Source organism: Flavobacterium sp. SORGH_AS_0622, assembly GCF_030818825.1.
Lineage (GTDB): Bacteria > Bacteroidota > Bacteroidia > Flavobacteriales > Flavobacteriaceae > Flavobacterium.
On record NZ_JAUTAX010000001.1, the window covers coordinates 1,716,374 to 1,730,373 of the forward strand.

Genomic DNA, 14,000 nt, shown 5'->3' on the forward strand with positions numbered 1-14,000 from the left:
AAATCTAAAATCTAAAATCTAAAATCTAAAATCTAAAATCTAAAATCTAAAATCTAAAATCTAAAATCTAAAATCTAAAATCTAAAATCTAAAATCTAAAATCTAAAATCTAAAATCTAAAATCTAAAATCTAAAATCTATCCCGAGGCTTCGGGACTAAAATCTAAATTTACTCCTCTTGCCCCCAAGTTGACGGGCTTTCATTCCACTCCAGCAGAGTCGATTGCTGATCTTCAGTGATATATTGTTTTTGAACCGCCAAGTCTAATAAATTTTCGTAGTTGCTCAAAGTAAATAAATCAATATTAGCTTCTTTAAAATTTTCTTCAGCAATGCCAAAACCATATGTAAAAATCGCCGCCATACCTTTAATGTTCGCACCTTCGCTTCTTAAAGCTTCCACAGCCATCAAACTGCTTTTTCCAGTACTAATTAAATCTTCGACAACTACAACATTTTGTCCTTTTTGTAAAAAACCTTCAACTTGGTTTTGTCTTCCGTGTTTTTTAGGCTCCGGACGCACGTATACGAATGGAAGTCCTAAACTTTCGGCAACCAAAATTCCAACTCCAATGGCTCCAGTGGCAACACCAGCGATCACATCGGGTTTTCCAAATTGTTTTTCGATGTTCTTAGCAAACTCATCACGAACATAGTTTCTGATGCTCGGAAATGAAAGAATTAACCTATTATCGCAATAAATAGGAGATTTCCAACCAGAAGCCCATGTAAAAGGATTTTCGGGATTCAATTTAATTGCATTTATTTGCAAAAGCAATTCGGCTGTTTTTTCGGCAGTATCTTTATTAAAAATCATAGTACAAATGTATAAAGTTTTTGTAAACGACAAACCACTTTTTTTGACAAATGAAATCTCGAAAGAAACAGATTTCCAATTGTTCTTGTTGGAGAGCATTGATATCGAACAGCTTATCATAAAAATTTTTCAAAATAAAATTCAAAAAGCGATTCTATATCATCCCGACGAAAGTGAAATAATGAAAACCCTTAAAGCCAAAATTCCAGTAAATAAAGCCGGCGGAGGCTTTGTGTACAACAAGAAAGGCGAGGTTCTATTCATTTTTAGAAACGGAAAATGGGATTTACCAAAAGGCGGAATCGAGAAAGGCGAGGACATTGAAGCAACCGCCATGCGCGAAGTTGAGGAAGAAACTGGAGTAAATAAACTTCGTATAATCAATAAACTGCAAAAAACCTATCATATTTTCAAACGCAACGGAAAATACAAATTAAAAATCACGCATTGGTTCGAAATGCATTCAGATTTTGAGGGAACTCCTCACGGACAAATAGAAGAAGGCATCGAAAAAGTGGCTTGGCTAAACCCAGAGCAAATCAAAGAAGCACTTAAAAACTCATACGAAAACATCAAATTGTTGTTTGAAGAAGAGGAAGTTCGAGTAGAAAAAATTGCACCGCCTGTTCCATATCGATCAGGTCCAAATTCAGATATTTAAGTATTGGGGCGTGCCACCAATAAAAAAAATACCCAATCAACTTTGCGTTCATTGGGTATTTTTTTTATTGCTGTCGGGCTTTCGCCGCTACTACGGTAGCTTGGCTCTATCCCTCACGCGAACTTCACTTTCGTATTAAGAATTACCATTTAATTTTATCAAAAGATTATCATCATTAAAAACCGCATTTATTACATTTCCATTCTTTTCGGCTTTAATTTCATTTCCATTAGATGTCAGTTCATAACCTTTTTGAGAAAGATAATTTGTAAAAGCATTTTTGTGGTTTTGAATTTCAAATGTTGAAATAAGTTCTGGAAAAACAGTTAGAATTCGAGCTAATTCTTCGCTCTCAACATTATCTACTGCATCAGATTTAATGGTAACAACCATCGTCCCTTGACCGTAATTTCCAAGATAATAACCACTTGCATTAAACATCTCAACAGCAATCATTCCTATTAGATGTAAATCGTTCTGAGTAGCATCAAATTTTCCAACTGTCAATAAATCAATATTATTTTCTTCGCCGTATTTCTTTAACAAAAGAGCTTGCTTCATAACAGATTCTGCATAACCTCCCGCTTTGTTATCCCAAATCCAAAGCCATGTTTCTGAAGAATGTGAAAAAGAACCCAAGACCTGCATCGGAAATGTAAGATCATCTCCAAAAGTTATTTCTTCTTTATTCATATCGACATTCCAAGAAAGACCACCAGTTATCTCAAATAGATTTCTTTGTTTTTCCAAAGCAATTGCTCCAAATTTTTCTAAAAAATCATTTTCAGAAGTAAAACTGATAGTTTGATTGTTTTGAGTAGTTGTTGAAGCTGTTTTTTCTTCTTTCTTTTTGAAGAGATTATTGAATAGTCCCATTTTATGACTTTTAGAATTATAAAATTTATGTATTCAAATATATAACTTTTAAGATAAGTCAGAAAAATGTTAATTAAATTTATACTTGATTTGTGAATTTTGAACTTTGCAATTAAAAAACTCATTCCGTAGGAATGTCTCGTAGGTAGAAAGAAAATGAATCCCGGATATACGTTCCATCGGAACGTTTGATTAACTAGGTAATAATGCCGTAAACAGGTGTCCTTACAGGACACAATGCATAATGATATTATTTTTTCTACCGATGAGATATTCCTACGGAATATATTTACCATGCTGTCACAAACGTCTCTCTCTTTGCGATATGGGACTTTTTAAACCACATCAATCAAAAAAAAAATCTACAAAACACGATAAACAGGATACTGCATATGTGCCTTTTCATAATAAACAGAATGCTTGTAAATCCAATTTAACTGTGCTTCTGCATTTTTAGCAAACTCGCGGTCGTTTTGTTTTTTGGTTTCTAATGCTGCTTTTAGAGCTGGATTATCTTTTAAAAGCTGCGCCGCGGTATCTTCAAAAATATATTCTGAGTAATGTTCTTTTTGCTGTAAAATCGGATCGAAGAAATTCCAGTTAAAGAAAGAGTCAACACCTTCTGGCTCAAAAGCTTCTAGAAGATATTTTACACCTTTTTGATTTGTTGGAACAATGTAATCTCCTTTGGCGAAAGCCATTTTAACCATTTTAGAAGTTACGGTCGTGTTTCTGTGTAAATAATGCCCTTCGTAAGCAGACGGAACGGTTTTAAAATCGGAAATTCTGTAGCTTTCAACTTCTATAATTGTATCGTTTTTAATTTGTTTAAACGAGATATTATTGTTTTTCAAAAGGTCAATAATATTCCAATAACCACGCGGAATGATATAAGCAGACGGAATAACAACATCTTTTACCGATTTGAATTCTTTGATATACGGAACATCTTTTTTGTATGGTTTGCTTCTGTCATAATACAAACGATTTCCTGTTGTAGCTTCGCTTTTTTTGTAGTCTGCTTCATATCCCAAAAACGAAAAAGTAGTTGCTTTTGTACTGTCCAATTCCCATTTTAAAGTATACGATTTTTTAGGCTGATATTGTTCTAAATTCTTTACTCTTAAATCTTTTATCTTTTGATAATTCGCATCGGTAAAATCCATAGTAGACTTCATGTACTCGTAAGTCATTTTTACGCGTTCTGCGTATTTTTTCAGCATATGTGTTTCAACCACAAAACCAATTGTATTGAATAGGGAAGTGTAACCCGTTGTATATCGCGGACTATCTACAAACTGTCCAAAACCTTTGTCTGGAGTATCTTTAAATGAATCGACATAAGGCGTAGTTTCAATTTTCTTCTTTTGAAGATCTTTGACCAAAGCCGGCATCATTTCGTTATTCATAAAATCGCCCAAAACAGTTCCGAGTTTATTATGCTGTGTCATAATGTACGTCAATTTGTATTGATAATCAGAACCGTTACTTACGTGATTGTCAATAAAAACATCGGCATTTATTTTTTGGAAAATCTCGACAAAACTTTTAGTGTTTCTCGTGTCAGATTTCATCATATCGCGATTCAAATCGTAGTTTCTCGCATTTCCTCTAAAACCATAAATTTCTGGTCCGTCTTGGTTTGCTCGAGTTGTCGAATTTCGGTTTAAAGCCCCGCCAATATTGTAAACCGGAATGGTCACTAAAACAGTATTTTTAGGCGCTTTTAGTTTGCCAATTGCCAAATCTCTGTAGAATTGCATGGTTGCATCGATTCCGTCAGGTTCTCCCGCGTGGATACCGTTATTCACAAATAAAACGGCTTTGGTTTTCTGTATTTTATCAAAATCAAATTCCTTGTCAGCATTGAAGGTAATCATATGCAAAGGTTCTCCAGAATCTGTCAGTCCCATTTCTTTCATTTGAATCGTCGGAAAGTCGGCAGCAAGCATTTTAAAATAAGCGATAGTTTCTTGATAAGTTGCCGATTGATTTCCGTTACCTTTCTCAAAAAACGTGTCGTATTTTTTGTTGTTTTGAGCGAAAAGGGTAATGGTGAAAAGTGAAATGAAAAAGGTAAAAAGTTTCATGGTTTTGGTTTTAATCAAAATCAAATATAGTTTTTATTTGTTTAAAAGTTTCAAATTTCAGGTTTCAAGTTGATAAGCTTTGTGTTTTTTACCGCAAAGCACGCAAGGTTTTTTATGTATGGGTTTTATAAAAACGTAAAGTTCGCAAAGCTATGAACTTAAACTTTGCGAACTTTGTGTAAACCTTTGCGTGCTTTGCGGTTAAAAAACTTTCCCTACTTTTGCAAAATGAATAAAAAACACCATTCCAACAATATACTTTCGAATTTAGGGATTCAGAGTCTGAACGAAATGCAGGAAATGGCGCAAGATGCCATTTTAAACGAAAACAACGTTTTATTACTTTCTCCAACTGGATCTGGAAAAACATTGGCTTTTTTGCTTCCAATTTTAGAATTATTGCAGCCTGAGATTCTTTCTGTTCAATGTCTAATTTTGGTTCCTTCCCGCGAACTTGGACTTCAGATCGAACAGGTTTGGAAAAAAATGGGAACGCAGTATAAAGTAAATATCTGCTACGGTGGACATTCAATCGACACAGAAATCAAAAATTTAAGCAATCCGCCTGCGGTTTTAATTGGAACGCCAGGAAGAATTGCCGATCATATTGACAGAGATACTTTTAGAACCGATAAAATTCAGACTTTAATTTTGGATGAATTTGATAAATCGCTTCAATTAGGCTTTCACGAACAAATGTCTTTCATCATTGGCAGATTATCGAAAGTAAATAAAAGGGTTTTAGTTTCGGCAACTTCCGATATTGAAATTCCGAAATACACACGCGTTGTAAATCCAACAATTTTAGATTTTATTCCAGAGGAAGAAGAAAAAGCTAATCTTTCGATGAAAATGGTGGTTTCGCCAGCTAAAGATAAATTACAGAGTTTGTTCAATTTAATTTGTTCTTTAAATTCAGAATCGGCGATTATTTTTTGTAATCATCGCGATGCTGCAGAACGTATCAGCGATACTTTAAACGAAAAAGGAATTTATTCGGTTTATTATCACGGTGGAATGGATCAGGACGAACGTGAGCGCGCTTTAATTCAGTTTAGAAATGGAAGCGTCAGCTATTTGGTTACAACGGATTTAGCAGCTAGAGGTTTGGATATTCCAGAAATGAAACACGTCATTCATTATCACCTCCCATTGAAAGAAGACGAATTCACGCATAGAAATGGGCGTACAGCGCGTATGCAGGCAACTGGAACGTCTTATGTTATCATTCACGAAAGTGAAAAACAATTAGATTATATTGATTATGAAATGGCAGTTTTAAATGTTGAAGGAAAAGTTTCGCTGCCAAATCCGCCTCAATTTCAAACTATTTATATCAGCGGCGGGAAGAAAACAAAACTAAATAAATTTGATATTGTGGGTTTCTTTTCTCAAAAGGGAAAATTAGAAAAAGAGGATTTAGGTTTAATTGAAGTGAAAGATTTTGTTTCGTTTGCAGCCGTAAGATTCAATAAGGTAAAAGAACTTCTGAAAAATATTAAGGACGAAAAGATGAAAGGCAAAAAGTTCAAAATTGAGGTTGCCCGAAATGTCATCAAGAAAGAAGAAGAGGAGAAAAGAGGGAAATATTAGTTATGCTAAACGAGCGAATAATTTGATTAAAGAGTTTTTTTGACTTTGGATTTATCTCCTTGTATTTCAGATGTTTAGAATTCTTTAACTAAGTTTTACAATTTTATGTTAAAAAAATAATGATTTGATAGGTGTTTTTTCAATATTTCTATGTTTTTTTGCTACAGTAAAATTGTAACCCCAAATACTATATGAAAAAGATTATTACTCTTGCCGCATTGTTTTTTACTTTTGTTTCGTTTGCACAGGTTAAGGTTCTAGAAACGGTTCCTGTAGAAAAATTAGGAAAAGTAAATAACAACTACATTCAGAAAATTGGTGACGAATACACTGTGTATTACACTATTGTTCAAAGTGATGACGATTCGACTTTGAGAAAATTTTCATTCAAGAACATCGATAATGCTTATAACTCTTTATACAACATTATCATGGGCGGATTTACAGCTTCTCCGTTGTACGATATCAAATTAGAGTTACCTAACAACTACATTTGGTTGCACTACACAGGAAATGTGGTTCCAGACAAATCTACAGTTCAGTTTATGGTTTCTGGTAAAGAAAGAGACGCAGCAACAAACAACGTTTCTGAGCCATTCGTAAAAGACCAAATCAATAAATTATTTCAAAAATAATTTTTCGATATATGTATAAAAAGCCGTTCTATTTGAACGGCTTTTTTGTTTCAAGTTTCAGGTTGATAAACTTTGTCTTTAATTTTAACGCAAAGCTCGGTAAGTTTTTTTATTTAAAGGCTTTTAAAAGCACAAAGTGCGCAAAGCTTTGTGAATAAAACTTTGTGAACTTTGCGTAAATCTTTGTGTGCTTTGCGGTTAAATAGTGAGTATTCAAAAAAAAAAAAACTTAGAATCTTGGCATCTCAGAACCTTAGCAACTTTATTTAAATCTTCTTCACATACTGCGTTATAATCACAATCTGCTGTCCATCAACTTTTCCTTCAATGTATTCAGCGTTTTCGTGGTCTAAACGAATATTTCTCACAGCAGTTCCTTGTTTGGCAACCATGCTAGATCCTTTTACTTTAAGATCTTTGATTAAAACAACAGAATCTCCGTGTTGTAGTACTACACCGTTACTGTCACGGTGAATTAATTTATTTTCGTCATCTTCGCCTTCGCCAGTTGCTTGTGCCCATGCGAGAGTATCTTCATCTAAATACATCATGTCCAATAATTCCTGAGGCCATCCTGCAGCACGCAAACGGCTTAACATTCTCCAAGCAACAACTTGCACAGCAACATTTTCATTCCACATGCTGTCGTTAAGGCATCTCCAGTGATTTAATTCTACGTTATCTGGATTTTCAATTTGGTCAATACAGGTATTACAGGCTAATATAGCTTCATCAATACCGCCTTTTTGAGTTGGCAGTACTTGATAAACTTTTAGATTTTCTTCGTTTCCGCAAAGTTCACATTTAGATCCGCTTCGTTTGCTTAATTCTCTTTCGATGCTCATTATTTATTGTTTGTTTAAAAATGCGAAATTACTTATAATTTGTTTCGCTTGCAAGTTTATGTTTTTCTGTCATTGCGAGGAACGAAGCAATTTCATACTTAATTTTAACAAAGTACGCATAGTCCGCTTGCTTTGTTCCTTGCTATGACTTAGTGTGTAGTGTTATTTCTTAACCCTTACCGCATCAGGAACCAGCATTTCATACTCACCTCCATGACGCAATACATCACGAACAATACTCGAACTAATAAATGATGTACTTGCAGCAGTTAATAAAAATACTGTTTCTATTTTAGAAAGTTTTCTATTCGTATGCGCAATAGCTTTTTCAAATTCGAAATCTGCTGGGTTGCGAAGACCTCTTAAAATGAAATTGGCTTTTAGTTTTTTTGCCAGATCAATTGTTAAACCTTCATAAGTGATAACTGATACTTTCGGTTCGTCTTTGAAAGTTTCTTCAATAAAACGCTTTCTTTCTTCTAATGAAAACATGTATTTTTTTTCGGCATTAACACCAATTGCAATTACAATTTCATCAAACAAAGGAATTCCTCTTTTGATAATGTCTTCATGTCCAAGTGTAATAGGATCAAAGGATCCGGGGAATATTGCTCTTCTCATTTTTTGAGGTTCTAAGGTTCTGAGTTACTAAGATTCTAAGTTTTGATCTTTATTTAGGTAATTCTAAGGGTTTTTATTGCTGGAACCCATTCGTCTTTTTTACAGATTTTACATTTTGCGGTTCCTTTTTTTTGTTCTTCGGTATGACCGCAAAAAGTGCAGGAATAAATTCCGTCACTTAGAATGTTTTTACTTTTTTGATGGAAAAGTAAAGGCAAAATAGGAAGTCCGTGTTTCACTTCTTCATCTTTGTAAAAAAAGACGCTTATTTCTCCGCTTGTTTCTATAAAAGCATGTTTAACTTGTCCTAAATGTTCAATGGATTTGATTCTTAATTCAGAGAAAAATTCGTCCTGAGCCAAAGATTCTTTTTTAAAAGTTGAGATAGAAAATTTTCCGTCATTGATTAAGCATTCGGTTTTGCCTTCTATAAATTCCTCGAATTTTTTACTCTTTCCAGTAAGCCATGTTACACCGCGATATAGGATAATGATAACTAAGAAAACAATCGCTGCCGGTATTATTCCGACATCTTCATAAAACATTGGATCGCCGGCGGCCGAACCAAGCGCAATAACAATTACGGTTTCGAATATAGATAATTGTTTTACTCCTCTTTTACCAGCTAACTTTAATGTAAGCAGTAAAATAGTAAACATAACCGTTGAACGAAATATTACTTCCAGAAGGAAAACCTGGGGTAATTCGTTAAATAACAATCTATTCCATTCAAAGATTTCTTTCATTTTTTTTTAAGGTTCTAAGGTTCTGAGGGGCTAAGTTTCTAAGTTTTTTAGGTTTAAGCTTTTGATGACTTAGACTTCACTCAGCCTGACAGTATTGGGTTAAAAAATAAGGTTCTGAGATCTTAGTAACTTAGATATCAGAACCTTACTATCTTTTTTAAGCTAGAGCTAACTCAATCGCATTGGTAAATAAATCTTCTAGAGAAATTCCAGCTGCTTTTGATTGCTGCGGAATCAAACTTTCTGTCGTTAAACCTGGAATAGTATTCATTTCCAGCATATACGGTTCGTTGTCTACGATGATAAATTCGCTTCTTGAGAAACCTTTCATTTTTAAAACTTCGTAAGCGCGTTTTGCTATTTCGCCTACTTTTTGAGTCAACTCATCAGAAATTCTTGCAGGTGTTATTTCCTGTGATTTTCCTTCGTATTTAGCTTCGTAATCAAAGAAATCATTTTCTGAAACGATTTCAGTCATTGGTAAAACTTTAATTTCACCTTTATAATTAATTACGCCCACAGAAACTTCAGTTCCGTCAAGGAAACTTTCTATGATGATTTCATTGTCTTCTTTGTACGCCACTTCGATTGCAATTGGCAGTTCAGCTTCGGTTTTTACTTTAGAAATTCCAAAACTTGAACCTGCTTTGTTTGGTTTGACGAAACATGGAAGTCCAACTTTTTTAACAATTTCAGCTGTATTGATTTCGTCTCCCTTGTTCAAATAATAAGAGATTGCCGTTTTGATTCCGTATGGTTTTAAAACCGATAATAAATCTCTTTTATTGAATGTAAGTGCAGATTGGTAATAATCGCAAGAAGATTGCGGCATACCGATTAATTCGAAATATGCCTGCATTAATCCGTCTTCGCCTGGAGTTCCGTGAATTGCGTTGAAAACACAATCAAAAGTGATTTTTTCTCCGTTTACTGTTACTGAAAAGTCATTTTTATCGATTGGGAATTCGGCATCATTTTGGTCTACATAAACCCATTTTTCTTTGAAAATGTGAATTCGAAATCCGTTGTATTTTGTTTTATCAAGATATTGGTATACAACGTTTCCGCTGATCAGCGAAATTTTGTATTCGCTTGAATATCCGCCCATGATGATGGCAATGTTTTTCATTTTATTGTTTATTTGTTTAATCGTTTTGTTATTTAATCGATTTTATTGTTTTTGTTTCTAATTGTACTAATTTTTACGAATTATGTTTGTTCGTTATATTTGTCAGACTGAGCGAAGTCGAAGTCCCTGCAAAGTAATTCGGCAAACGGGACTTCGACTTCGCTCAGTCAAACAATTTCTTGCATTCTTGTTTTAAACAAAATTATCATTTTTTTTGAAACGAAATACTTTATCTTTGTCGCTATTAAAAATAAATTTATGAGTTTACGTCAGTATTTAACAAGCCGAGTTTTTTTCTTGCAATTGCTTGCGGCCGCAGCTATCATTGCGGTTATTGGTTATTTATTTATGCATTGGTTGACTTTTACAACTGATCACGGACATGAAATAGCTGTTCCGAATTTGTCTAAACTGACTGAGGAACAAGTAGAAGAGAAATTGGACGAACTGGATTTAGACTATGTGCTGCTGGACAGTGTTGATTATAGAAGTGAATTTCCTAAATATAGTGTTGTTGAGCAGGATCCGCTGCCGGGAACTAAAGTAAAAGTGGGAAGAAAAATTTATATTAAGATTAATGCTTCAGGCTTTTCTTCTGTTAAAATTCCTGATTTGATCGAGAAAACGTATCGTGAAGCAGTTCCGACTTTAAAAGCTTTAGGACTTGAGCCAGGAACGATTACTTATATTCCGAATCTTGGAAAAGATATGGTATTGGAAATGCGTTTAAAAGGCAGAAATTTAAAAGTAGGAGACCGCGTATTGAAAGCGTCTAAAATCGATTTGGTTTTAGGCGACGGAAAAGCAAGCTATGTAGATGAAAGTCAGGCAGACAGTACAGCAACTGAGCCTGCAGAAACCCCACAAGATGAACAATAATATTGAAGAAAATTTAGATCTGGAAGACGAATTATTTGAGCATTACAGATTTGAAGTACCTAAAGGTCAGGCGTTTTTGCGTATTGACAAATATTTAATGAATTTGATTCAGAATGCTACGCGCAACAAGATCCAGAACGCAGCAACTGAAGGAAACATTTTTGTAAATGATATTCCAGTAAAATCAAATTATAAAGTAAAACCTTTTGATGTGATTACGGTTATGTTATCGCATCCGCCGTTTGAAAATCATATTCTTCCTGAAGATATTCCGCTGAATATTGTTTATGAAGATGATGCTCTTTTATTGATCAATAAGGAGCCGGGAATGGTTGTACACCCAGGTCACGGAAATTACACCGGAACTTTGGTAAATGCCTTGGCACATCATTTTGATAATCTGCCAATGAACAGCAGCGAGCGTCCTGGTCTGGTGCACCGTATTGATAAAGATACTTCTGGACTTTTGGTTGTTGCCAAAACGGAAGCTGCGATGACGCACTTAGCAAAGCAGTTTGAAGCGAAAACGACTGAACGTGAGTATATTGCTCTAGTTTGGGGAAATGTTGTGGCTGAAAGCGGTACCATTGAAGGAAATCTGGCAAGACACTTAAAAGACCGCATGCAAATGGCTGTTTTTGATGATCCTGAAATTGGCAAACCTGCGATTACACATTATAGAGTTTTGGAACGTTTTGGTTATGTTACCTTGATTTCTTGTAAACTGGAAACGGGAAGAACGCATCAGATTCGCGCGCACATGAAACACATCGGACATCCGTTGTTTAATGATGAACGTTATGGCGGACATTTAATCTTAAAAGGAACAACCTTTACAAAATACAAACAGTTTATCGAGAATTGTTTTAAAGCTTTACCGCGTCAAGCGCTGCATGCCAAAACTCTTGGTTTTGTTCACCCAAATACAGGTGAATTAATGCGTTTTGATACAGAATTACCACAGGATTTGCAAGATTGTATCGAAAAGTGGCGTAATTATGTGAAGTCGCATAATGTTGAGGATGAAGATGCTTAATTAGATAAATTAGGGAATTTGTCAATTAGATAATTAGATAATTTTTCCTTAACTAAATGAAATAGAAAAAGCTCCTTTTCGGAGCTTTTTTCGTTTTACCATTCCAATATTCTGTAGAGGCGCACAGCAGTGCGTCTCCTCAACGAATATTCACAATGTGTTAGACGCACTGCGGTACTTCTCTACAGTTATGTTTTATGTTATTAATTTAATTCTTAAAGAGATTTGATTTTTAAACCAGTTATTTTTACTTCGCCGTTGGTTATAAAACCTAGTTTTCCTTTTTGGTTTAAACTGCTTTTTTCTATAGAACATTCAATGGAGGTTTTATTGTCTACGGAAAAGTACAATTGATTATTTAATACTTTAATTTTCAAATAATACCATTTATTGTTTTCTAATTTCATTGGTTTTTTAAACAACGTTTTTCCGCCTCGTTTACCATACGAATCGTCTTTTTTATCATAAATTCCATCGCCAATTACTATGTTTTGATCTATTTGGTACAAGTATGTTCTAATGTATTTTCCTTTATCCAAATTAAGCATTATTTCAAATAAAGATTCTCCTGTCATATTGACTTTTAAATCAATTTCATAATTCTCCGGAAGCTGTTTTTTCGAAACCAAGACTCCCCAAGGAGAAAGAGAACCATTTCCTGTAAGAGTGTCTTTTTTTAGAATCCATTCTTTAGAATTAATCGTCCAATCTGATTTTAGTTCTTTTGAATTGTTTAAAGTATATTCTTTTTTTACTGTTGAAATCGTGCTCGAGCAAGAAATGAATAACAGCTGTAAAATAAGAATTGATGCAATTTTAATTTTCATTTAATTTAATTCTGAGTGGTATTTTATTTTTCCGATTGATCCTGTTTCAGCTGGCAAAAGTTCGAAGACAGAAGTAGGAGCAAGGCCTTTTTCGATTCGGTGAGAAACGTAAATGATGCTTACATTGGTTTCCTGTTTAATAGTGTTGATTAATTGAATTACCAAATCTACATTTTCGTCGTCTAAACCTTCAACTGGTTCGTCTAAAATTAATAAAGGCGGATGTTTTAAAACGGCGCGGACAATTAAAGCCACACGCTGCTGTCCAACAGAAAGATCAATAAAACGTTTTTTACGCAAATGTGACATTTCTATCACTTCAAGCCATTGCGTTACAATTTGCTTTTGATGTGTTGTTGGTTCCGTATAAAGTCCTATCTGGTCAAAGAACCCAGATAAAATCATTTGTTCTAAAGTATGGCTTTTTTGAAATAAATCGGTCATTGAAGTCGTAAAAATTCCGATTTGTTTTTTGATTTCCCAAACACTTTCGCCAGTTCCTTTTTTTCTGCCGAACAAAAATAAATTCTGCCCAAAACCTTTTGGATTATCGCCTGTAATTAAGGATAAAATAGTACTTTTTCCAGAACCGTTCGGGCCAATTAACTGCCAAAATTCACCTTGTTTTATGGTCCAGGAAATGTTGTTAAGAATTTTTCGTTCTTCATAACTTACAGAAACATCATCTAATTTAATTAGTACACTTTCGTGAAAGTCATGCGGTTCTAAAGCTTTTGGAATTTCAGCTGTATTTAAAGTTTTAAAATGATTTTCGGTTTTTACTAAAGGATGTAATTCGAAAGTATTGTCTTTGATTAAAGCCTTATTCGGAACAAAATCTAAAATGTCAACAGTACGGTTTAAAATTTGAATAATGGCGATTTCGGTTGTGAGATCTTTTAAAGAATCAGCCAAAATCACTCTTGAAGGCTGATCCAAGTGATCAAACGGATTGTCAAAAATGATGAAATCGGGTTTTTGTTCAATGCAGTAACGTAAAAACTCTTTTTTGCGTTCTCCGGAAGAAAAGGTTCTTAATTGTCTATTTGATGTTTTTGAAGCTTCAACGCTGTCATATTGAAACTCTTTTTCGATGAATTTCTCGATTGCAATATCAGAGAACAGAATTCCTTTTTGGTTATTAAAAACCGCTAATTCTCCTTTTGCTTCACCGTTTAAAATATTGTCTATAAATGCTTTTTTATTTACCTGATTTGATAAAAGTATATCCCAATGCTGCATGGT

The 14,000-nt window shown here is 34.2% G+C and carries 14 protein-coding genes; 5 read left to right on the forward strand and 9 right to left on the reverse strand.

From position 1 onward, the window contains the following. Positions 1-169: 169 nt before the first annotated feature. The gene (gene pyrE, locus QE431_RS07410; RefSeq protein ID WP_057118557.1) at positions 170-817 is read right to left on the reverse strand and encodes an orotate phosphoribosyltransferase; all 648 of its coding nucleotides are present in this window, start codon (positions 815-817) and stop codon (positions 170-172) included. A gap of 7 nt (positions 818-824) precedes the next feature. On the opposite strand from pyrE, the gene QE431_RS07415 reads away from it, so the two are divergent. Further along, positions 825-1,478, forward strand: coding sequence for an NUDIX hydrolase (locus tag QE431_RS07415; protein ID WP_057118556.1), 654 nt, complete (start codon positions 825-827; stop codon positions 1,476-1,478). A gap of 135 nt (positions 1,479-1,613) precedes the next feature. Here QE431_RS07415 and QE431_RS07420 read toward each other — a convergent pair whose 3' ends face one another. Both QE431_RS07420 and QE431_RS07425 read right to left on the reverse strand, forming a co-directional pair. Continuing rightward, positions 1,614-2,354 carry a DUF6882 domain-containing protein gene (locus tag QE431_RS07420; protein ID WP_307294397.1) on the reverse strand — a complete coding sequence of 247 codons (741 nt, stop codon included), beginning with the start codon at positions 2,352-2,354 and terminating at the stop codon, positions 1,614-1,616. Between the two features lie 362 nt (positions 2,355-2,716). Then, entirely contained in the window at positions 2,717-4,444 is a 1,728-nt protein-coding gene (locus QE431_RS07425) for a M14 family metallopeptidase (protein WP_307294400.1), read from the reverse strand. Between the two features lie 228 nt (positions 4,445-4,672). On the opposite strand from QE431_RS07425, the gene QE431_RS07430 reads away from it, so the two are divergent. Together QE431_RS07430 and QE431_RS07435 are read left to right on the forward strand one after the other, a co-directional pair. Next, entirely contained in the window at positions 4,673-6,037 is a 1,365-nt protein-coding gene (locus tag QE431_RS07430; protein WP_307294403.1) for a DEAD/DEAH box helicase, read from the forward strand. A 191-nt stretch (positions 6,038-6,228) separates the two neighbouring features. After that, a complete protein-coding gene (locus QE431_RS07435) occupies positions 6,229-6,672 on the forward strand; it encodes a hypothetical protein (RefSeq protein WP_057118553.1) in 444 nt (147 codons plus the stop codon). Between the two features lie 266 nt (positions 6,673-6,938). Here the strand turns inward: QE431_RS07435 and QE431_RS07440 are convergent, their stop codons facing one another. The 4 genes from QE431_RS07440 to QE431_RS07455 all read right to left on the reverse strand — a co-directional run bounded on the left by QE431_RS07440 (position 6,939) and on the right by QE431_RS07455 (position 10,013). Then, entirely contained in the window at positions 6,939-7,517 is a 579-nt protein-coding gene (locus QE431_RS07440) for an alkylphosphonate utilization protein (RefSeq protein WP_307294406.1), read from the reverse strand. Between the two features lie 162 nt (positions 7,518-7,679). Then, on the reverse strand, positions 7,680-8,138 hold the full coding sequence (coaD, locus tag QE431_RS07445; RefSeq protein WP_057118550.1) for a pantetheine-phosphate adenylyltransferase: 459 nt from the start codon (positions 8,136-8,138) through the stop codon (positions 7,680-7,682). Between the two features lie 53 nt (positions 8,139-8,191). Then, on the reverse strand, positions 8,192-8,884 hold the full coding sequence (locus QE431_RS07450) for a DUF421 domain-containing protein (protein WP_134141087.1): 693 nt from the start codon (positions 8,882-8,884) through the stop codon (positions 8,192-8,194). 157 nt (positions 8,885-9,041) lie between these two features. After that, on the reverse strand, positions 9,042-10,013 hold the full coding sequence (locus tag QE431_RS07455; protein WP_134141089.1) for a D-alanine--D-alanine ligase: 972 nt from the start codon (positions 10,011-10,013) through the stop codon (positions 9,042-9,044). Positions 10,014-10,271: 258 nt separating this feature from the next. On the opposite strand from QE431_RS07455, the gene QE431_RS07460 reads away from it, so the two are divergent. After that, positions 10,272-10,892 (forward strand): PASTA domain-containing protein, encoded by a 621-nt coding sequence (locus QE431_RS07460; RefSeq protein ID WP_057118547.1) that lies wholly within the window; start codon positions 10,272-10,274, stop codon positions 10,890-10,892. Continuing rightward, a complete protein-coding gene (locus QE431_RS07465) occupies positions 10,882-11,928 on the forward strand; it encodes an RluA family pseudouridine synthase (protein WP_307294417.1) in 1,047 nt (348 codons plus the stop codon). The genes QE431_RS07460 and QE431_RS07465 overlap by 11 nt, the downstream gene beginning before the upstream one ends. A 215-nt stretch (positions 11,929-12,143) precedes the next feature. On the opposite strand, the gene QE431_RS07470 is transcribed toward QE431_RS07465, so the two are convergent. Then, positions 12,144-12,755: a hypothetical protein gene (locus QE431_RS07470; RefSeq protein WP_307294420.1), complete on the reverse strand. Its 612-nt coding sequence runs from the start codon at positions 12,753-12,755 to the stop codon at positions 12,144-12,146. Further along, positions 12,756-13,997, reverse strand: a complete 1,242-nt coding sequence (locus tag QE431_RS07475; protein ID WP_307294421.1) for an ATP-binding cassette domain-containing protein — start codon at positions 13,995-13,997, stop codon at positions 12,756-12,758. It abuts the gene before it with no gap. Between the last annotated feature and the right edge of the window lie 3 nt (positions 13,998-14,000).